Genomic DNA, 19,564 nt, shown 5'->3' on the forward strand with positions numbered 1-19,564 from the left:
ATGCCCCTTCTGTGAAAGGCCCCCCGCGATGCACCGTGCCGTGATCCACCTCAACGACGCCGCCCCGGAGAAAACCCAGACCGTGTTGCAGAACACCGCCAACCTTCTCGCTGCCCTCGGACCCGAGACCCAGGTGGAGCTCATCACCCACGGTCCCGGCATCGCCGTGGCCACCGCCCCGGCCGCCGAAGAGCTCACCACCCAGCTCACCGGTCTGCTGGCGGCAGGGGTGACCCTGTGCGTGTGCCAGAACACCATGGCCGCCCGCCGCCTGACCCCCACCGACATCCACCCCCAGGCGGTGGTCGTGGCCTCCGGTGTCGCCCACCTCGTCACCCGACAGAGCGAAGGATGGTCCTACCTGCACCCCTGACCGGCACCACCGGGGACCGGCTGAGCACAACGCAGCGCCTGCGCGTCGACGTCGGTGAGGGCTCTGGGGGTCACGGCCCGGTTCCACCCACGGTCGCCGCTGGCGTGGACCCGTACAGTATCAGGGCCACCCCGCTGGACAGGGACACCGCGGCGGTGATCACGAGCAGCGCCCCCAGCCCGAGGCCGGGGATGATGGCACCGGCGATGGCCGGCGCTGCGACCGAGCTCAGGGCCCCCACGACCAGGCAGGCCGTGAACGCCGCGCCTGCCCGGTCGGGCACCAGCTCGGCGGTCCAGACGGCGAGCACCGCCGATCCTGTCATGTACCCGACACCGAAGATGCCGGCCGAGGCCATCGTCGCGGTCAGGGAGTCGCTGGCCAGACCGAGCAGCACCAGCGCCGCGGCGACCGTTCCGAGACTCAGCGCGGCGACCCGGGAGCTGCCCATCCGCTGGGCGAGGGCCCCGGTCGCCACGCCGACCATGCCGGTGAGGCCGATGGTCGCGTAGAGCGCCGGGACGGCTGCTGCCGGGAGGGTGCCGCGGTCGAGGGCGTCGGCGGCGTAGGTGAAATAGATGACGACGACGGCGAAGTAGACGACGGAGTAGGCGCCCGGAACCCGCAGCGCTGCCGCTAGCGAGGAGGCGCCGCCCTGTGCGGGCGGGCGTGGGGTCGGTCTGGTGCGCGGCACCAGGCGCAGGTTCACGACCGCCGCGACCACCGCGGCCACCGCGATGCCGGCCCAGACCAGCCGCCAGGAGCCCATTGCGGCCAGCACGGCCAGCCCGCCCAGCAACAGGAGCCCGCCGCTGGTGCCGGTTGTGATGATCGCCAACGCTCGGGGTTGCTGCCGTGCGGGCACCGAACGGGTCACGATGTCGGAGTACGGTGCCCAGACCCAGCCACCGGCGCTGCCGGCCAGGACGACACCGACGGCCAGCAACCAGGGGGCCTGCGCGAAGGTCACGAGCACCGCCCCCGCAGCACCGCAGGCCCCACCCACGGTGGTCGGAGCGCGCGAACCGTGGCGAGCGGCGAGCCGGCCTGCGAGCAGCAGGCCGGCCAGGTAGCCGGCGAACGTGGCGCTGGCGACCAGTCCGAGCACCAGCTCGGAGAGCCCCAGGTCTTCCCGGATGTCGGGCAGTGTCAGACCGTAGGCATAGCGGGCCATGCCGAAGGCGACCCCGACCACCGCCGCTCCGGCCAACCCGATCCGGCTGCCCGCCGAAAGTGTCACGGATACCTCCTCATGCTGCGGCGTACACAGGAACCGCTGTCCACCGCAGCAGCATCGGCCGACACGATGCGCTCAGTTTGACTGCTCATCAGTAGACCGCGGTGAAAGAACCGATAGAACCGCTCGTCACGGCCGCCCGGGCTTGAGGCTACCTCCACGGCCCGGCACCGTTCGGTCAGCACCTGACCACCCGCCACCTCGAGGCGCCGGACACGACCGAAGGGGCCACCCGCATCATGCGAGTGGCCCCTCCGGCCGTTCAGTGCTGGATGCCCCGGGTCAGCCGGCGGCGACCGCGGTGTCCTGGTGGGCGGCGGCCCAGGCGGCGTAGGAGCCCTCGAGCTCCACGACGTCGTAGCCGGCGTGGCGCAGGGTCGAGGCCACTACCGAGGACCGCAGCCCGCTCTGGCAGTAGGTCACAACCGTGCCCTGGGCAGGAATCTGGTCCAGGTTCCACAGCACCCGGCCCCCGTGCAGCTGGGTCGCCCCGGGCACGGCCCCGGCGGCGTGCTCGCTCACGGCGCGCACATCCAGCAGCATCGCCTTCTCGAAGGCCTCGACCTCCTCCGGGGCCACCAGGCGCGGGGTGGCCTGCGGCAAACCCTCGATCGTCGTGACGTAGCCGGCGACCTGGTCGATACCCACCCGCACCAGGTGGTCCCAGAACTCATCGGCAGCCTCCTGGTCCGGGGCCAGCAACACCAGCGGACGGGGATCGGTCTCCGGGTCCACCGCCCAGGCGGCGTAGGTCGCGATCGACTTGCCCGCCGGGATGTTCAGCGCCCCGGCCACGGTCCCCGCGTGCACCGCATCGACGGAGCGGGTGTCCACAAAGGTCACCGCGTCGGCGGCCAGCTGCTCGGCCACGGTCTCGACGCTGAGCTCGGCCAGGGGCACCCGCTCACCGAAGACGGCCGGGCCTTGCCGGTTCTGGTTCTTCATCCGCCCGAAGTAGAACGGGGCGTCGGGCTGACCCTCCAGCAGCTCGTTGATGAAGCCCTCCTCGTCATTGGCGGCCAGGTAGGGATTCCACCAGGAGTAGAGCCGCTCGTAGCCCACCGTGGTCGACGGGAGCGCGCCCAGGGCCTTGCCGCAGGCCGAGCCAGCCCCGTGGCCGGGGAAGACCTGGACGTGGTCGGGCAGGGTCAAAAACTTCTCCTTGAGGCTGGCGAACATCTGCTTCGCGCCTTCGAAGCGGGTGTCCACCCCGCCGGCGGCCTCATCCAGCAGGTCCGGGCGGCCCAGGTCCCCGGAGAACACGAAGTCGCCGGTGAGCAGGTAGCCCGGCGCGTCGGCGAAGGCGCCGTCGGTGACCAGGAAGGACAGGTGCTCGGGAGTGTGCCCCGGGGTGTGCACGGCGGCCACCACGATGTTGCCGAGGCGGATCTCGTCGCCGTCGTACAGCCGGGTGGCCTCGAACTCGTACTGCCAGTCCTCCCCGCCCTCACCGGAGACGTACATGGTGGCCCCGGTGGCCGCGGCCAGCTCGCGGGTGCCGGAGAGGTAGTCGGCGTGGATGTGGGTCTCGGTGACCGCGGTGATCTCCATGCCGCTCTTCGCCGCCATCTGGCGGTAGACGTCGATGTCGCGGCGGGGGTCGACCACTAGGGCCTGGCCGGTGGCCTGGCAGCCGATCATGTAGCTGGCCTGGGCGAGGTCCTCGTCGTAGATGCGCTCGATCAGCATGGGTCTCTCCTTCGGGGAGTCGGTGGTACAGGGGTTTCGGCGGAGGTTCCTCCGGCCGTCTGCACACCACGATAATACCCCCAGGGGTATCCCGCAAGTACCCCTGGGGGTATAGGAGTGCGGCTCATCCTCACCCGCGTTTGAACGACAGGAAAGCCCACACCAGGGAGGATGGCCGGACGCCAACCGTTGCGACCAGACCCTTCAACCCCTGTCACGGTCCCCAAGGTGCATGGACAAGCGGCCCATACTGCAACGCGATCCACCGTTAACGGGGCCATGTGTAAAGCAGGGTGCGCCGGGCTACTGGTGTAACCCGCGTCCACGAGTCCATCAGCAGTGGCTCGGTCAGCGCTGAAAGCGCGATTGATCGTTCATCTCAAGGCATGCGAGACCTGCGAGGGAATTCTTGCTTCGTCCGCAGAAGCATTGCCAGATTCTGGTCCCGGTGCTCCACTGGAAAAACGCGCCTGTTCTGGGCTCGTTCGTCCAAGGGGGATCATCATGGCTGGTCACAACAAGCAGGCCGAGCACACCAAGGCGAAGCACACCCACGGCGAGAATTGTGAGCATGAGACCGTTGAGCACGGCGATCAGTGGACTATCTCCACGACGGTCACCGGCATTCGGAGCATGAGGACCACTACGACGAGCGCGCGTAGCCTGTCCCCAGCATCCTTCAAGAGGCCCCTGCAGAGAGCAAGGGCCTCTTGCTCTGCACCGATCAACGGTTGAGGGATAGCTCCTGCTGCCCTACTTTGGGCGCGCCAGGGACACCACCCACCAGCGGGTGGGTGTGAACCGGGTCAGAGCAGCTGTTCGGTGGTGTTCCCGCCGTCGATGGTCCGCAGAACGGTGCTGTCGGCCACCATCAGAGCCTCGATCTCACCGTCCGCGGTGGTGCTTGCGCCCAGGGCGGTGATCTCCCCGACCGGTTGGTCGCTGGCCGTCCAGGTCTTCCCAGCATCGCGGCTGGTCAGTAGGTGACCGTCGATCCCCGCCCCGACGATGATCTTTTCATCGGCCCAGGCGACCAGGGACATCAGCTGCGGGGTGTCCAGGGTCTCCCAGGTGGCGCCGGCGTCGGCGGAGCGCAGAACCCTGTCCTGGGTGGTGGCCAGGATGGTGCCTGTGCTCGGGGCGACCGCCAGGGCGGCCGGGGCGGAGGGGATCTCAAGGGTGGACCAGGTGCGCCCGTTGGAGCTGGCGCGCAGTTGGCCGTCGAAGCCGAGCACACGATCGGGGCCGGCGGCCAGGGCGTGGAAGTCCGATTCCCCGCCTCGGGAGAGCACCTGCCAGGTCTGGCCCTGGTCGGTGGATTCGATCAGTCCGACCGGTTCGGGCAGGTCGGTGCCGGTGCCGGGGTGACCCGAGGCCAGATAGCGGCCCTCAGGCGTAGCGGTGAAGCCCATCAGATCCACGATTGGGCCCACCCGGGTCAGTTCCCGGTCCTGGAGGCGGAACAGCCCTTCGTGGGTGGCCAGCAGGATCACCCCTGGCCCCTCCCCTGTCCCGGTGTCGCGGGTGATGGCGTGCACGTGGGTGATCGCTGTGCCGGTGCTGCTGGGTCCGGCCGAATCCGGTGGCGCCGGGGTCTGCGCCGGAGACGTACAGGCTGCCAGGGCGCCGGTGCCAAGCAGGCCGAGGACGCCGATGAGAAGGGTTCTGCGGGTGGGGGATGTCATGGGTCCTTTCCGCCTCGCACTACCTCGCGAAGGCCATCCACCATTGTCGATCGGCCGGGGAGGAGCCCTGTGGGGTTTCCCTTGAAGATTTGGCGAAGATTCCTCCCACAACCGGCCTCCGGCACCGGTGCACCTGGGGCCGAGGGGGACACTGAAGGCATGAATCCTGGCACTGACGCGGTGGCCGGGCGGGTGCTGGTGGTCGATGACGAGAAGCCCCTGGCCCAGATGATCGCCACATACCTGACCCGCGCCGACTATGACGTGACCACCGTCCACACCGGCCCCGAGGCCGTGGAGGCCGCCCACGGCCGGAGTCCGGACGTGGTGGTCCTGGACCTGGGGCTGCCGGGGATGGACGGCATCGAGGTGTGCCGCAGGATCCGCGGCTTCTCCGAGTGCTACGTGCTGATGCTCACCGCCCGCGGGGACGAGGAGGACAAGCTGGCCGGGCTGGCGGCCGGGGCCGACGACTACATCACCAAGCCTTTCAGCGTGCGCGAGCTCGTCGCGCGGGTGGCCGCGGTGCTGCGCCGGCCCCGCACCACCGTGACCCCGCTCGAGCCGGCCCGGGTGTTCGGGGACCTGACCGTCGACCTCGCCGCCCACGAAGCACGGGTGGGCGAGGAGCCGGTGGCGCTGACCCGCACCGAGTTCGAGCTGCTGGCCGCCCTGGCGCAGCGGCCGCACGAGGCGCTGAGCCGCCGTCGGCTCATCGACACCGTGTGGGGCCCCGCTTGGGTGGGTGACGAGCGGATCGTGGACGTGCACATCGGGCACCTGCGCCGGAAGCTCGGGGAGGACCAGGCCGCCTTCATCGACACCGTGCGCGGGGTCGGCTACCGGATGGTGGCCCGATGAGCCGACGACGACGCCCCCGGGGGCTGGCCTCCCGGTTCTTCCTGGCCCAGGCCATCGTGGTGGCCGCCAGCATCCTCGCCGCCGTGGTGGTCGCTTCCCTGGCCGGGCCCCCGATCTTCCACGAGCACCTGATCATGGCCGGGCACGCGGAGAACTCCCCGGAGCTGTTCCATGTGGAGCAGGCCTACCGTGACACCAACCTGATCATCCTGGGAGCGGCCCTGGGCACCGCCGCAGTGTGCGCGTCGGCGGTGACCTGGTTCTTCACTCGCCGCCTCCAACGTCCCCTGGTCGCCCTCACCGAAGCGGCCCAGGGCATGGCCCACGGGAGCTACGACACCCGGGTCCCGGCCCTCGGCGCCGGCGCCGAGGTGGATGCAGTGGCCACCTCGTTCAACACCATGGCCACCCGGCTCGAGCGCACCGAGGACACTCGCCGGCGGATGCTCTCGGACCTGGCCCACGAAATGCGCACCCCGATCTCGGTGCTCACCGTCTACTGCGAGGCGCTGCAGGACGGAGTGGCGCACTGGGACGAGACCACCGGCGAACTCGTGGCCGACCAGCTCGCACGCCTCACCCGGCTGGTCGAGGACATCCACGACGTGTCCCGGGCCGAGGAGGGCCGGATCGAGTTGGACCGCACCCCACAACCTGTCGAGGATCTGCTCCGCACAACCGTCGAGACCCACCGGGAGGCCTACGCCGCCAAGGGCGTGAACCTACTGCTCGACGCTGGCGACCCCGCCGGGGTCGTGGAGGTGGATCGGCAGCGGATGGGCCAGGTGCTGGGCAACCTGCTCACCAACGCCCTACGCCACACCTCACCCGGTGGCACGGTCACCATGCGCGCTATCGCCCGCGGCCCGCACCGGCTCGCCCTGGTGGTGGCCGACACCGGCGACGGCATTGCCGCCGAGCACCTGCCCCAGGTCTTCGAGCGCTTCTGGCGCGGGGACACCGCCCGTGACCGCGACCACGGCGGCTCCGGAATCGGCCTGACCATCTCCCGGGCGCTGGTCGAGGCCCACGGCGGGACGCTGAGTGTCACCTCCCCCGGGCCCGGTGCCGGGTCGGCCTTCACCGTGGAGCTGCCCCGCCCCACCCGGCACCGCCCCCGCGAGGCCAGGGTCACCGCATGACCCCACCCCTTGCACTATACCCCTAGGGGGTATATACCTGGGGTGGTGAGGACGTTCCCGGTCCTGCCGCCCGAATCGATCGAAGGAGCTTGAGATGACCTACGAGACCCGCTCCCCGTTGCCGATGGCCTCCACCGGCTGCGCCTGCTGCGCCCCGGTCCCCGAGCACGCCGCTCCTGCTGCCGGGACGGCGCCCTCCGCCGGCACGACGTCGACCTACCCGGTTCAGGGCATGACCTGTGGCCACTGCGCCACCAGCGTCACCGAGGAGCTCACCGCCCTCGAGGGCGTGAGCGAGGTGCACATCGACCTGGTGGTCGGTGGGGTCTCCACCATCACGCTCACCGCCGAACACCCACTGAGCACGGAGGAAGTTCGAGCCGCAGTGGAAGAAGCCGGTTACACCCTCGTCAACCTCTGACGAGACCGACCACTGTCCCGGTCCGCCAAGGACCTGCGCGAAAAGGAACGTCATGAGCACTCCGCAGCACCACGGCCACCCCACAGCCCCGGGCCAGGCGCACACCGGCCACGGCACGGACCAGCACGCTGATGCCGACACCCACGGACAGGCCATGCCGCACGCCCACGCCCACTCGGCAATCGACGAGGACCACCAGGTCCACACCCACGGGGAGCACGCCGGGCACTCCACGGCGATGTTCAAGAACAAGTTCTGGCTCTCCCTCGCGCTGGCCATCCCGGTGGTGGTCTTCTCGCCGATGGTCGGGCACCTGCTGGGCTACCACATCCCCGAGTTCCCGGGCTCCCCCTGGATCCCTCCGGTGCTGGGCACGGTGATCTACCTCTACGGCGGGGCGCCGTTCCTGAAGGGCGGGCTCACCGAGCTGAAGTCCCGGCAGCCGGGGATGATGCTGCTGATCGCTATGGCCATCACCGTCGCCTTCGTGGCGTCCTGGGTGACGACCCTGGGGATCGGCGGGTTCGACCTCGACTTCTGGTGGGAGCTGGCCCTGCTGGTGGTCATCATGCTGCTGGGCCACTGGATGGAGATGCGCGCCCTCGGGGCGGCGTCCTCCGCCCTGGACGCCCTGGCCGCGTTGCTGCCCGACGAGGCCGAGAGGGTCCTCGACGGGGGCACCGTCACCGTCCCGATCGCCGAGCTGGCCGTGGGTGATGTGGTGCTGATCCGCCCCGGGGCGCGCGTGCCGGCCGACGGGGAGATCGTCGTGGGTACAGCCGAGTTCGACGAGTCCATGATCACCGGCGAGTCCAAGGCCGTCGGCAGGGGGCCCGGCGACACGGTGGTCGCCGGGACCGTGGCCACCGACACCACCGTGCGCGTGCGGGTGGAGGCCGTCGGCGCCGACACCGCCCTGGCCGGGATCCAGCGGATGGTCGCCGCCGCCCAGCAGTCCTCCTCCCGGGCCCAGGCCCTGGCCGACCGGGCCGCGGCCCTGCTCTTCTGGTTCGCCCTGGCCGCCGGTGTGCTCACCGCCGCCGCCTGGACGGTGCTGGGCAGCCCCGACGACGCGGTGATCCGGACCGTGACCGTGCTGGTCATCGCCTGCCCCCACGCCCTGGGGCTGGCCATCCCGCTGGTCATCGCGATCTCCACCGAGCGCGCTGCCCGCGCCGGGGTGCTGATCAAGGACCGGCTGGCCCTGGAGCGGATACGCACCATCGACGTGGTGCTCTTCGACAAGACCGGCACCCTCACCGCGGGCGCGCACGCGGTCACCGGCACGGCTCCCGTCCCCGGGCTCTCCGAAGGCGAGCTGCTGGCCTGGGCTGCGGCCGCGGAGGCTGACAGCGAGCACCCCGTGGCCCGGGCCATCGTGACCGCAGCCACCCAGGACGCCGAGGCGCAGCGGCTGGGGCTGCGCGGCACCGGCTTCACCGCCGCCACCGGCCGCGGGGTGAAGGCCACCGTCAACGGTGCGGACGTCATGGTGGGCGGTCCGAACATGCTGCGCGAGCTCGGCCTGTCCACGCCGGCGTCGATCGCCGAGACCACCCGCGGGTGGGTCGAGCGCGGCGCCGGCGTGCTCCACGTCCTCCGGGACGGAGACGTCATCGGGGCGCTGGCCCTGGAGGACAAGGTCCGTCCCGAGTCCCGCGCCGCCGTGGCCGCCCTGCAGGACAGGGGGGTGCGTGTGGCGATGATCACCGGCGACGCCCGCCAGGTGGCCGACGCCGTCGGCCGTGACCTGGGCATCGACGAGGTCTTCGCCGAGGTCCTGCCGCAGGACAAGGACACCAAGGTCGTCGAGCTGCAGAACCGCGGCCTGACCGTGGCGATGGTCGGCGACGGCGTGAACGACGCCCCGGCCCTGGCCCGCGCCGAGGTGGGCATCGCCATCGGGGCCGGCACCGACGTGGCGATGGAGTCGGCCGGTGTCGTCCTGGCTGGCAACGACCCCCGGGCGGTGCTGTCGATGATCGACCTGTCCCGGGCCAGCTATCGGAAGATGATCCAGAACCTCGTGTGGGCTGCCGGCTACAACGTGGTCGCCGTGCCCCTGGCCGCCGGCGTGCTGGCCCCGGTCGGGATCGTCCTGTCCCCGGCCGTGGGTGCGGTGCTGATGTCGGTGTCCACGATCGTGGTGGCACTCAACGCCCAGCTTCTGCGCCGGCTCGACCTCGACCCGGCGCACCTGGCCGCCACCGGCACCGAGGACCGCCGGACCGCGAGCAGACCGACACCGCCCCCGCCCGCTGAGCCGCCCTCGATCCCTTGATCCCTTAGCCCCTCGACCCCCAACCCCCGAACCGAAAAGAAGGACACCCACCGTGAAGCGTTCCACCACCCTCAGCACCCTCGCCCTGGCCTCGGCCCTCGCCCTGGCCGGCTGCGGCACCGGCATCACCGAGCAGGACACCGGCACGGGCACGGAGACCTCCGCCCCCGGGGCCACGAGCACCGCGCCGGCCTCCGGCGAAGCGATCTCGGCCGAGCACAACGACGCGGACGTGATGTTCGCCCAGATGATGCTTCCGCACCACGAGCAGGCCGTGGACATGAGCGAGATGCTGCTGGCCAAGGAGGACGTCCCGGCCGAGACGCGCGACTTCGCCCAGCAGGTCATCGATGCCCAGGGCCCGGAGATCGAGCGCATGAACGCCATGCTCGCAGCCTGGGACGCCGAGCCCACGGCGGACGGCGAGGACATGGACGGGATGGACCACGGCTCCGATGCCGGCACGGACGGGATGATGACGGCCGAGGACATGCAGGCCCTCGAGACGGCCGAGGGTGAGGACGCGGCCCGGCTGTACCTGGAGCAGATGACCGTCCACCACGAGGGCGCCGTCGAGATGGCCCGGGACCAGGTCGAGCAGGGGCAGAACCCCCAGGCCCTCGAACTGGCCCGTCAGGTGGTCGAGGACCAGGAGGCGGAGATCGCCGAGATGGAGCGGATGCTCCAGGAGCTTCCGGACGGTTCCTGACCGCCCCCCCCCCGGGCGCCCGGCGTCGTCGCCCTCGTGCGGCGCTCTGCAGGAACCAGCGAACCGATCGACGAAGGAGGACCGCGATGATGTGGGGCGAAGGCATGGGATGGGGCATGGGCTGGATGTGGGTCTTCTGGCTCCTGCTGATCCTGGGCACGGTCGTGCTGATCTTCGTGCTCGTGAACGCGTTCACCGGGAGCTCGGGCGGCGGGACCCGGCAGGGCGGTGCCGCCCCACCGCCCACGGGCGCGGGTCCGCCCCGGTCCCGGGGGATCCTCGAGGAGCGCTACGCCCGCGGGGAGATCAGCACCGAGGAGTACCGGGAGCGGCTGCGGACCCTGGAGGAGGGCGACCGGTGAGCCCGCTGACCCGCCGGCAGCTACTGGCCCTGGGCGCGGCCGGGGCCGGCGCCGCGGCCGTGGGCGGGGCCGGGCTGTGGTGGACCGGCGGCGGCGGCGAGACCCTCGGCAGCCGCCGAGAGCTGGTGCAGCCCGAGATGCTGACCAGCCGGGATGGCGTCCTGGACCTGGCCCTGGACGCCGCCCCCGCCCAGGTGCGGATCGGGGCGCGGGAGGCGAACGTGCAGGCGTTCAACGGCTCGCTGCCCGGACCCACCCTGCGGGTCCGGCCCGGCGACACGATCCGGGTGGCGATGACCAACGCTCTGGAGGCCCCGACGAACCTGCACGTGCACGGGCTGCACGTCTCCCCGCGGGCCAACGGGGACAATCCCTTCGTGAGCATCGGACCGGGGGAGTCCTTCGACTACGAGTTCGTTCTGCCGGGCGACCACCCGCCGGGCACCTACTGGTACCACCCGCACCACCACGGGCACGTGGCCGACCAGCTGGCGGCGGGCCTCTACGGTGCCCTCGTCGTCGAGGACCCCGACCCCGTCCCGGTGGCCCGCGAGCGGGTCCTGGTGGTCTCCGACCTCACCTTGGACGACTCCGGCCACCTCGCCGAGGTCTCCCCGCCCGAGCAGATGATGGGCCGGGAGGGCGAGACCGTGCTGGTCAACGGCCAGGTCCGCCCCGAAGCCACCGCGGCACCGGGGGAACGGGAGCTGTGGCGGGTCGTCAACGCCTGCCCGTCCCGGTACCTGCGCCTGACCCTGGACGGGCAGACCGTGCGGCTGTCCGGCCGCGACGTCGGCCGCCTGACCGAGCCGGTCGAGCTCACCGAGGTGACCCTGGCCCCCGGCAACCGGGTGGAGCTGCTCGTGGACACCCGCGAGGGCACCTCCACGCTGACCGCCGCTTCCGTGGACCGCGGGAGCATGGACGGGATGATGGGCGGGGCCATGCCCGGGGACGGCCCCGGCAACAACGAGCCGATCGACCTGCTCACCCTCGAGGTCACCGGCGACCGGGCCGCGGACCCCGGCCCCGTGCCCCCGGGCCCGGCGCTGCGGGACCTGCGCGAGGAGCCGGTCGAGGCCCGGCGCACCCTGGACTTCGCCATGGGCATGGGCGGGATGGGCGGCATGATGGGCAGCAGGCGCGGGCCCGGGCAGATGATGTCCTTCACGATCGACGGGCAGCAGTTCGACCCCGATCGCACCGACCAGCAGGTCCGGGTAGGCACCGTGGAGGAATGGACCCTGACCAACTCCAGCCCCATGGACCACCCGATGCACCTGCACGTGTGGCCCATGCAGGTCGTGGCAGACGGCGGCCGCGACGTTGCCGCACCGCGGTGGCAGGACGTGGTCAACATCCCGGCCTTCGGGGAGGTCACGGTCCGGGTGGCCTTCGACGACTTCGCCGGCCGCACCGTCTACCACTGCCACATCCTCGACCACGAGGACCTCGGCATGATGGGCACCTTCGAGGCCCGCTAACACCGCGGCACACCGCACCGGACAACGAAGGAGGAACATGGCGCACGAACACCGGACGACCCAGCAGGACGAGCCACACGGGACGGAGGGGCAGCAGGACCGGGGGCAGAAGCTGTCCCTGACCGGGTCCGTCGCCCTGGGGACGGGGGTGATGATCGGCGCGGGCATCTTCGCCCTCGTGGGGCAGGTCGCCGAGCTGGCCGGCGGCTGGGTGCCCTGGGCGTTCCTCGCCGGAGCCGTGGTCGTGGCGTTCAGCTCCTACTCCTACATCCGCTACTCGGCCACCAACCCGTCCGCCGGCGGGATCGCGATGCTGCTCAAGGCCGCCTACGGCCCGGGGGTGGTGGCCGGCTCGTTCTCCCTGTTCATGTACGTGTCGATGATCCTGGCCGAATCCCTGCTGGGCCGCACCTTCGGCACCTACCTGCTGCGCCCCTTCGGCCTGCAGGGCTCCGCCGTGTGGGTGGCGGTGCTGGCGGTGCTGGCCATCGCGGCCGCCGCCCTGGTCAATCTGGTGGGCAACCGGTGGGTGGAGCGCTCCACCACGGTGACCGCGGCGATCAAGATCGTCGGGATCGCCGTGCTGGCGATCGCCGGCATCCTCGCCGCGGGAGTGTCCTCCCTGGGGCGGCTGTTCACCGCCGCCGACCGCACCCCGCCGGAGCAGGGGTGGCTGGGCTTCCTGGCCGGGACCACCCTGTGCATCCTGGCGTACAAGGGCTTCACCACGATCACCAACCAGGGCGCGGACCTGCAGCGGCCGGAGCGCAACATCGGCCGCTCCATCATGATCTCCATTGCCCTGTGCACGGTGCTCTACCTGCTGATCACCGTCGCGGTCACCGGCAGCCTGACCGTGCCGCAGATCGTGGCGGCCCGGGACTATGCCCTGGCCGAGGCTGCCGAGCCGATGTTCGGCGCCTGGGGTGTGACGCTGACCGTGGTGATCGCGGTCGTCGCGACCCTGTCGGGGCTGATCGCGAGCCTGTTCTCGGTCTCGAAGCTATACGACATGCTCCGCGACATGGGCCAGGCCCCTGGGCTGCCGGGGAAGGAGCGCCACCAGTCGCTGTACATCACCGCCGGTCTGGCGATCCTGATGGCCGCCTTCTTCGACTTGTCCCAGATCGCCGCCCTCGGCGCCATCCTGTATCTGGCCATGGACATCGCCATCCACCTCGGCATCCTCCGCCACCTCCGGGACGACGTCGGGGCCAAGCCCTGGATCCCCTGGACCGCGATCGCCCTCGACGTCGCGGTCCTCGTGCCGTTCGTGCTGCTGAAGGCCCAGTCGGACCCGTTCACTCTGGTGATCACCGCCGTGGTCGCCCTGGTCGTCGTCGTGGCGCAGTGGATCGCCGTCCGCCGGCGCGACGGAGCGAACAGCACCGGGCAGTAGTTTCACTTCACCCCCGGAACCGGTCGCGAGCACGCTCATGGTGAGGGGCCCGTCCACCGACGGGCCCCTCACCATGAGCGTGCTCGTTCAGTTCTGGCCGGCCAGCCAGGTGCGGAGATCCGCGAGCTGGGCCTGTTGCGCGGTGATCCCTGCACTGGAGGCCACCCGCAGCTGGGCATGATCAGCGCGGGACTGCAGCTCAAGGAACTCGATGATCCCGCTGTTGTGGTGTGAAATCATCTTCTGCACGAAGGCGACATCGAAGTCCTCGCCGGCCTCAACAGCCGACAGTTCTTCGACCATCATCTGGGTCTCCTCCTCCAGGACCTTCATTTCCTCCTGGGCTTCTGCCGGGGCCTGAGCCATGGCTTCCTCGGGGGTCAACCCGTACCACTCATCGAGCCACCGGGTGAACTGGTCGATCTGGTGCTGCTGATTGGCGATGATGTTCTCCGCGTGGGTGCGGATGTCCGGGCTGGTCCCGCGCTCGAGCTCCAGCTGGGCCATCTCGATCGCGGCCCGGTGGTGGCCGATGATCTCGGCCAGGAACGTGATCTCCAGTTCCTCGCCCTCCAGCCCGGCCAGGGTCTCACCGAACTCGTAGGCGGTCGGGGAGGTCGGGTCCGGCTGGAGCATCTCCGTCTGGCTGTGGGAGGAGACCTGGGTGGCCTCCCCATGGGCGAGGACCGGGGCGGTGGCTCCGCCCAGCAAGGTTGCAGCGAGGGTGAGGCTGGCAGCAGCTGCGGTAATTTGGCGGCCGCGGGTCAGGGTGGGAAGCATGATCAGGTTTCTCTTTCGGTGCGAACAGGCCCGGAGGATGAACCCGGTTCAATTTCCAGACGGGCGGCCTCGGGCGGACCGTGGTTCGCCACGGTGGGAGGCACGAACCCGTCTGCAGTACCGGAGAGGGGGGAGAGGAAACCAGGTGGAGCGGTCGGGCCAGGCGTCCGGCCGAGTTTCCTCTTGCACCGGTGAAGGCCGTTCAGCGGCCTCCACCGGCCTGTGATGCACATCAGGTGCCGACCGTCAGCAGCCCGGTTCGGCCCTCGTTCAGCGGGTCATTCGTAGCGCTTGAGGATGTCATGCATCTGGGCGATTTCCTCCTGCTGGGTTTTCACGATGGTGGTGCACAGCTCCTGATCGTCAACACCCACATCAGCCCGAGGTTGACCAACAGGATGGCCGCGAAGATCCAGTACATCCGGTTCGAGGTGCCGTGGTGGGCGGCCTTGTCCTCATGGCTCTGCTTGCGGGCGCCCGCGTTCGTCGTCATGATTCTCGTTCTTCTGGTGACCTTCTTGTGCATTCGGTGCACCACCCGGACGGCAGGTGCGTCATGGCGGCGCCCTGCCTTCTACAGGTCTGGGGTGGCCCGTGGTGCCGATCCCAGCCGGCCACGGACCTTCTTACCGCCCCCGCCGCCCGGGTGATGGGTCTGAAGGGGCTGGTTCAGCCCAGGGAGGCGACCAGTTCGGCGCAAGCCGCCTCGCAACGACGGCAGGCCTCGGCACAGATCCGGCAGTGCTCGTGCATATCCGCGTGCTTCTCGCACTCATCGGCGCATGCCTTGCAGGCCATCTGGCAGGCCCGGATCGCATCCAAGGTGATGTTCGCGTCGTAGCCGGTGTGACGGGAGAGCACACGCCCGGTGGCCTCGCACAGGTCCGCGCAGTCGAGGTTGGTGCGGATGCACTTGGTCAGCTCCGCGACCATGTCCTCGGACAGGCAGGCATCGGCGCAGGCGGTGCAGATCTGGGCGCACTCGAAACAAGCCTCGATACAGGCGGCCAGCTTCTCCTTGTCCACCCCGCCGAGGTCCTTCGGGTAGGTCTCCAGCATCGCGCTCACGTGATGAGTCATGGCTTGCTCCTTCGTCGGTTCAGCAGGAGACGAACCGGTCGGAGCCAGCCCGCCATGCCATCGACAGTAGACTGCCTTTTCTGTGTGACGTAGCCCGAAAGCTTGAAGATTTGATGAAGATCGACACCTCAGGAGCGCACAGCGGAACCCCTCCAACTGGCTCTCATCTCGGCGAAGCGGGCCAAATATAGTGATCCATCCGGCACCTGAGGGCCAGCATGCATACAGCATCGGCAACTGCTCCCTCCTCGGTGCATCCCTGCCACCAGCAAGCACCCCAGGTCTGGCCCAAGTGGCGTTCACCCTCAAGCCAGGTCGTGGATGGTGCACGACGAAACCCCTCGCGACCACATGGCCTCCCCCTCGAGCTGCCACCGCTTTTCCTCCCCGTAGACCACTTGACACATGTACCCCCGGGGGGTAAACCTGTAACTATAAATATACCCCCAAGGGGTAAAAAGTCGGGAGGGACGAGACCATGACGACCACTCAATTCCAGGTGACCGGGATGACCTGCGGACACTGCGAAATGTCGGTGCGTGAGGAGGTCCAGGAGATCGCGGGCGTGACCGGGGTGGAGGTCAGCCACCAGAGCGGCCAGCTCACCGTCACCAGCAATCAGCCGGTGGATGAGGGGGCGGTCATCGCCGCGGTCGAGGAGGCCGGCTACCAGGCAGCGCGGTCGGTGTGAACGCCGCCGCGCGGCTAGGGGCCTACGCAGCGGGGCTGGCGGTGGTGTTCACCGGGGCCTTCGCGGCGGCCGGGGCCGTAGTGCCAGAGACGACAGTGTCGGCCTGGACACAGCAGACGGAAGGAACCCAGATGACCCAGCACACCGACAGCGGCCAGGATCCGGTCGAGACCACCTCTGACAGCCACGCGGGACACACCCCTCAGGGCGTGAGCATGGAGCAGAATGGCTACCTCCTCCAGGAGGTCACCGCGCCGGGGACCACCGGGGACGCCGGGGAGCTGTCGTTGACGATCACCGGGCCCGATGGGGCCCCGGTGACCGAATTCGAGACCTCCCACGAGAGACAGATGCACCTGATCGTGGTGCGCACCGATGGCACCGGGTTCCGTCACGTGCACCCGGTGATGGACGAGGCTGGGCGCTGGTCGCTGCCGTGGCAGTGGGAGGCGGCCGGCACCTACCGGGTCTACGCCGATGTCGTGCCGGCCGGTGCGGGGCAGAATCTGACGTTGACTTCCACCGTGGATGTGGCCGGGGCCTTCGCTCCGTCCGCCCCGGAGGTGACCGCTACCTATGAGGTCGATGGGTTCCAGGTCTCCGTGGAAGGCGACCTGTCGGCCGGATCCACCTCGGATTTGACCATCAGCGTCACCCGTGACGGACAACCGGTCACCACCTTGGAGCCCTACCTGGGTGCCTACGGGCACCTGGTCGCGTTGCGCGCCGGGGATCTGGCCTACCTGCACGTCCACCCCGAAGGTGCTGAGCCGGTCGCCGGCGAGGTCTCCGGGCCCGACGTCGAGTTCGCAACCACGGCCCCGACCCCTGGTCGCTACTTCCTCTACTTCGACTTCCAGGTCGACGGGCAGGTCCACACCGCCCAGTTCGCCCTCAACACCACCGGGGCAGCTGACACTAAGCCCTCGGCTGGCGCTACAGCTGAGGGCCACGGCGAGCACTGACCCGTTCCCGGCCCACCGCTGAGAGCGTCGCGACCGGATCGGTGGCGCCCCTATCGAGAGAAAGAAGCACCACATGTCTGCATCCTCGGCCCAGCCGCAGGCGCTAGGCACCGACGTCGAGCTCGAGATCGGTGGGATGACCTGCGCCTCGTGCGCCAACCGGATCGAGCGCAAGCTCAACAAGCTCGAGGGCGTGAGCGCCAGCGTCAACTACGCCACGGAGAAGGCCCGCGTCAGTGCCCCGGCCGGGTATGACCCGCAGGACCTGATCGCCGAGGTGGAGAAGACTGGTTACACCGCCGCACTACCAGCACCTCGGCAGGCCGACCCCGATGAAGCAACGGCCGAGGAGGCAACGGCGGAGGACGTCGAGCTGAGTACCCTGCGGCAGCGTCTGATCGGGGCGGCAGTTCTCGCGGTGCCGGTGATTGCGATGGCGATGATTCCCGCCCTGCAGTTCGACTACTGGGGCTTCGCCTCCCTCGTGCTCGCCGCACCCGTGGTGGTGTGGGCCGGCTGGCCCTTCCACCGAGCCGCGTGGCTGAACCTGCGCCACGGCACAGCGACCATGGACACCCTGATCTCGCTGGGCACCACCGCGGCCCTGCTGTGGTCGATCGTGGCACTGTTCTTCGGCACGGCCGGCCAGCCCGGGATGGTGCACCCCTTCGAACTGACCATCTCCCCCTCCCACGGGCTGGGCAACATCTACCTCGAGGTCGCCGCGGGCGTGATCACCTTCATCCTGCTCGGCCGCTACTTCGAGAAGCGCTCTAAGCGCCGGGCTGGGGCGGCCCTTCGCGCCCTGCTGGAGCTTGGGGCCAAGGACGTCGCTGTCATGCGCGAGGGGCGCGAACAGCGCATCCCCATCGAGGACCTGACCGTGGGTGATGAGTTCCTCGTGCGCCCCGGGGAGAAGATCGCCACGGATGGGGTCATCGTTTCCGGCACGAGTGCTATCGACGCCTCCATGCTCACCGGTGAGTCGGTACCGGTGGAGGTGGCCGCGGGGGACGCGGTCACCGGTGCCACCGTCAACGCGGGAGGCCGGCTCGTCGTGCGCGCCACGAGGGTCGGTGCGGATACGCAGTTGGCGCAGATGGCCCAGCTGGTCGAGGACGCCCAATCCGGCAAAGCCGAGATTCAGCGTCTGGCCGACCGGGTCTCGGCCGTCTTCGTGCCCATCGCCATCGCGATCGCCGTGGCCACCCTCGGGGCGTGGATCGGCGCCGGGTTCCCCCTCTCGGCCGGCTTCACGGCCGCGGTGGCGGTGCTGATCATCGCCTGCCCCTGCGCCCTGGGCCTGGCCACCCCAACCGCGCTGCTGGTCGGCACCGGCCGAGGCGCCCAGATGGGCGTGCTGATCAAAGGACCCGAGGTGCTGGAGTCCACCCGGCGGATCGACACGATCGTGCTGGATAAGACCGGCACCGTCACCACCGGCAAGATGACCCTGGCCGAGGCGATCCCCGCCCCCGGTGTGACCCGGGCCGAGCTGCTGCGCCTGGCCGGTGCCGTGGAGGACGCCTCCGAGCACCCCATCGCCCAGGCCATCGCCACCGGCGCCACCGCTGAGGTGGGAGACCTGCCCACACCGGAGTCCTTCGAGAACATCGAAGGCCGCGGAGTCCAGGGGGTCGTCGAGGGCCATGCCGTGCTGGTGGGTCGTGAGGCCCTACTGGCCGAGTGGGCCCAGCACCTCGACGATGATCTGCGCCAGGCCAAGCAGGCCGCCGAGGCCCAGGGCAAGACCGCGGTGGCGGTTGGCTGGGACGGGCAAGCACGCGGCATCCTCGTGGTCGCCGATGAGGTCAAGCCCACCAGCGTCCAGGCCATCGCCCAGTTCAAGGAGCTGGGCCTGACCCCGGTGCTGCTTACCGGCGACAACCAGGCCGTGGCCGCCCAGGTCGCTGCAGAGGTCGGCATCGAGGAGGTCATCGCCGAGGTGCTCCCAAAGGACAAGGCCGACGTCATTGCGAAGCTCCAGGAGCAGGGCAAGACCGTGGCGATGGTCGGTGACGGCGTCAACGACGCTCCCGCCCTGGCCCAGGCCAATCTCGGTCTGGCCATGGGCACCGGCACCGATGTGGCCATCGAGGCCGCCGACATCACGCTGGTGCGCGGGGATCTGCGGGCCGCCGCGGACGCGATCCGGCTCTCCCGACGCACGCTGAGAACGATCAAGACGAACCTGTTCTGGGCCTTCGCCTACAACACCGCAGCCATCCCCCTGGCCGCCTTCGGACTGCTCAACCCCATGCTCGCCGGAGCCGCCATGGCCTTCTCGTCCGTCTTCGTGGTCAGCAACAGCCTGCGTCTGCGCTCCTTCACCAGCCAGGCAATCGACCCCCAGCCGTCATCGGTGACCCCGCGCCTCCGCACGCGGGAACCGATCGAGGCCTGAA

18 protein-coding genes are annotated in these 19,564 nt (G+C 69.8%); 12 read left to right on the forward strand and 6 right to left on the reverse strand.

Translation table 11 applies throughout. The annotated features are described in order from the left end of the window. Window positions 1–28 precede the first annotated feature (28 nt). Window positions 29–373 carry a DsrE family protein gene (locus ABD220_RS03925; protein ID WP_344120010.1) on the forward strand — a complete coding sequence of 115 codons (345 nt, stop codon included), beginning with the start codon at window positions 29–31 and terminating at the stop codon, window positions 371–373. A 70-nt stretch (window positions 374–443) separates the two neighbouring features. Here the strand turns inward: ABD220_RS03925 and ABD220_RS03930 are convergent, their stop codons facing one another. From ABD220_RS03930 to ABD220_RS03940, 3 genes are all read right to left on the reverse strand, one after another. Continuing rightward, window positions 444–1,613 (reverse strand): MFS transporter, encoded by a 1,170-nt coding sequence (locus ABD220_RS03930; RefSeq protein WP_344120012.1) that lies wholly within the window; start codon window positions 1,611–1,613, stop codon window positions 444–446. A gap of 279 nt (window positions 1,614–1,892) precedes the next feature. After that, entirely contained in the window at window positions 1,893–3,299 is a 1,407-nt protein-coding gene (locus ABD220_RS03935) for an MBL fold metallo-hydrolase (RefSeq protein WP_344120014.1), read from the reverse strand. A gap of 806 nt (window positions 3,300–4,105) precedes the next feature. Then, window positions 4,106–4,984, reverse strand: coding sequence for a F510_1955 family glycosylhydrolase (locus ABD220_RS03940; RefSeq protein ID WP_344120016.1), 879 nt, complete (start codon window positions 4,982–4,984; stop codon window positions 4,106–4,108). A gap of 159 nt (window positions 4,985–5,143) precedes the next feature. Here ABD220_RS03940 and ABD220_RS03945 point away from each other — a divergent pair, with 159 nt between their 5' ends. The 8 genes from ABD220_RS03945 (at window position 5,144) to ABD220_RS03980 (ending at window position 13,643) form a co-directional block, all read left to right on the forward strand. Then, window positions 5,144–5,845: a response regulator transcription factor gene (locus tag ABD220_RS03945; RefSeq protein WP_344120018.1), complete on the forward strand. Its 702-nt coding sequence runs from the start codon at window positions 5,144–5,146 to the stop codon at window positions 5,843–5,845. Further along, window positions 5,842–6,987, forward strand: a complete 1,146-nt coding sequence (locus tag ABD220_RS03950; protein ID WP_344120020.1) for a sensor histidine kinase — start codon at window positions 5,842–5,844, stop codon at window positions 6,985–6,987. The genes ABD220_RS03945 and ABD220_RS03950 overlap by 4 nt, the downstream gene beginning before the upstream one ends. Window positions 6,988–7,081: 94 nt before the next feature. Further along, the gene (locus tag ABD220_RS03955; protein ID WP_344120022.1) at window positions 7,082–7,408 is read left to right on the forward strand and encodes a heavy-metal-associated domain-containing protein; all 327 of its coding nucleotides are present in this window, start codon (window positions 7,082–7,084) and stop codon (window positions 7,406–7,408) included. Between the two features lie 52 nt (window positions 7,409–7,460). Further along, window positions 7,461–9,689: a copper-translocating P-type ATPase gene (locus ABD220_RS03960; RefSeq protein WP_344120024.1), complete on the forward strand. Its 2,229-nt coding sequence runs from the start codon at window positions 7,461–7,463 to the stop codon at window positions 9,687–9,689. 52 nt (window positions 9,690–9,741) lie between these two features. Beyond that, window positions 9,742–10,398, forward strand: coding sequence for a DUF305 domain-containing protein (locus ABD220_RS03965; protein ID WP_344120026.1), 657 nt, complete (start codon window positions 9,742–9,744; stop codon window positions 10,396–10,398). An 86-nt stretch (window positions 10,399–10,484) separates the two neighbouring features. Next, window positions 10,485–10,760, forward strand: a complete 276-nt coding sequence (locus ABD220_RS03970) for an SHOCT domain-containing protein (protein WP_344120028.1) — start codon at window positions 10,485–10,487, stop codon at window positions 10,758–10,760. Further along, window positions 10,757–12,244 carry a multicopper oxidase family protein gene (locus ABD220_RS03975; RefSeq protein WP_344120030.1) on the forward strand — a complete coding sequence of 496 codons (1,488 nt, stop codon included), beginning with the start codon at window positions 10,757–10,759 and terminating at the stop codon, window positions 12,242–12,244. Before ABD220_RS03970 ends, ABD220_RS03975 begins: the two co-directional genes overlap by 4 nt. A 37-nt stretch (window positions 12,245–12,281) precedes the next feature. Continuing rightward, complete coding sequence (locus tag ABD220_RS03980) at window positions 12,282–13,643, forward strand: APC family permease (protein WP_344120032.1); 1,362 nt, start codon at window positions 12,282–12,284, stop codon at window positions 13,641–13,643. An 87-nt stretch (window positions 13,644–13,730) separates the two neighbouring features. On the opposite strand, the gene ABD220_RS03985 is transcribed toward ABD220_RS03980, so the two are convergent. From ABD220_RS03985 to ABD220_RS03995, 3 genes are all read right to left on the reverse strand, one after another. Continuing rightward, window positions 13,731–14,423, reverse strand: a complete 693-nt coding sequence (locus tag ABD220_RS03985; protein WP_344120034.1) for a DUF305 domain-containing protein — start codon at window positions 14,421–14,423, stop codon at window positions 13,731–13,733. 334 nt (window positions 14,424–14,757) lie between these two features. After that, window positions 14,758–14,916 (reverse strand): hypothetical protein, encoded by a 159-nt coding sequence (locus ABD220_RS03990; RefSeq protein ID WP_344120036.1) that lies wholly within the window; start codon window positions 14,914–14,916, stop codon window positions 14,758–14,760. A gap of 176 nt (window positions 14,917–15,092) precedes the next feature. After that, window positions 15,093–15,503, reverse strand: coding sequence for a four-helix bundle copper-binding protein (locus tag ABD220_RS03995; protein WP_344120038.1), 411 nt, complete (start codon window positions 15,501–15,503; stop codon window positions 15,093–15,095). A gap of 478 nt (window positions 15,504–15,981) precedes the next feature. Here ABD220_RS03995 and ABD220_RS04000 point away from each other — a divergent pair, with 478 nt between their 5' ends. The 3 genes from ABD220_RS04000 (at window position 15,982) to ABD220_RS04010 (ending at window position 19,563) form a co-directional block, all read left to right on the forward strand. Next, the gene (locus ABD220_RS04000) at window positions 15,982–16,194 is read left to right on the forward strand and encodes a heavy-metal-associated domain-containing protein (protein ID WP_344120040.1); all 213 of its coding nucleotides are present in this window, start codon (window positions 15,982–15,984) and stop codon (window positions 16,192–16,194) included. Between the two features lie 131 nt (window positions 16,195–16,325). Next, the gene (locus ABD220_RS04005; protein ID WP_344120042.1) at window positions 16,326–17,159 is read left to right on the forward strand and encodes a heavy-metal-associated domain-containing protein; all 834 of its coding nucleotides are present in this window, start codon (window positions 16,326–16,328) and stop codon (window positions 17,157–17,159) included. A gap of 73 nt (window positions 17,160–17,232) precedes the next feature. After that, complete coding sequence (locus ABD220_RS04010; protein WP_344120044.1) at window positions 17,233–19,563, forward strand: heavy metal translocating P-type ATPase; 2,331 nt, start codon at window positions 17,233–17,235, stop codon at window positions 19,561–19,563. The last annotated feature ends 1 nt before the right edge of the window (window position 19,564 follow it).

This window comes from Kocuria aegyptia, from assembly GCF_039530085.1.
Taxonomy (GTDB): Bacteria; Actinomycetota; Actinomycetes; order Actinomycetales; family Micrococcaceae; genus Kocuria; species Kocuria aegyptia.

Bases quoted from the DNA above. Each gene is read 5' to 3' on its own strand.
- ABD220_RS03925 (WP_344120010.1), top strand. From the start codon at position 29: ATGCACCGTGCCGTGATCCACCTCAACGACGCCGCCCCGGAGAAAACC.
- ABD220_RS03935 (WP_344120014.1), bottom strand. From the start codon at position 3,299: ATGCTGATCGAGCGCATCTACGACGAGGACCTCGCCCAGGCCAGCTAC.
- ABD220_RS03940 (WP_344120016.1), bottom strand. From the start codon at position 4,984: ATGACATCCCCCACCCGCAGAACCCTTCTCATCGGCGTCCTCGGCCTG.
- ABD220_RS03945 (WP_344120018.1), top strand. From the start codon at position 5,144: ATGAATCCTGGCACTGACGCGGTGGCCGGGCGGGTGCTGGTGGTCGAT.
- ABD220_RS03950 (WP_344120020.1), top strand. From the start codon at position 5,842: ATGAGCCGACGACGACGCCCCCGGGGGCTGGCCTCCCGGTTCTTCCTG.
- ABD220_RS03955 (WP_344120022.1), top strand. From the start codon at position 7,082: ATGACCTACGAGACCCGCTCCCCGTTGCCGATGGCCTCCACCGGCTGC.
- ABD220_RS03960 (WP_344120024.1), top strand. From the start codon at position 7,461: ATGAGCACTCCGCAGCACCACGGCCACCCCACAGCCCCGGGCCAGGCG.
- ABD220_RS03970 (WP_344120028.1), top strand. From the start codon at position 10,485: ATGATGTGGGGCGAAGGCATGGGATGGGGCATGGGCTGGATGTGGGTC.
- ABD220_RS03980 (WP_344120032.1), top strand. From the start codon at position 12,282: ATGGCGCACGAACACCGGACGACCCAGCAGGACGAGCCACACGGGACG.
- ABD220_RS03985 (WP_344120034.1), bottom strand. From the start codon at position 14,423: ATGCTTCCCACCCTGACCCGCGGCCGCCAAATTACCGCAGCTGCTGCC.
- ABD220_RS03990 (WP_344120036.1), bottom strand. From the start codon at position 14,916: ATGACGACGAACGCGGGCGCCCGCAAGCAGAGCCATGAGGACAAGGCC.
- ABD220_RS03995 (WP_344120038.1), bottom strand. From the start codon at position 15,503: ATGACTCATCACGTGAGCGCGATGCTGGAGACCTACCCGAAGGACCTC.
- ABD220_RS04000 (WP_344120040.1), top strand. From the start codon at position 15,982: ATGACGACCACTCAATTCCAGGTGACCGGGATGACCTGCGGACACTGC.
- ABD220_RS04005 (WP_344120042.1), top strand. From the start codon at position 16,326: ATGACCCAGCACACCGACAGCGGCCAGGATCCGGTCGAGACCACCTCT.
- ABD220_RS04010 (WP_344120044.1), top strand. From the start codon at position 17,233: ATGTCTGCATCCTCGGCCCAGCCGCAGGCGCTAGGCACCGACGTCGAG.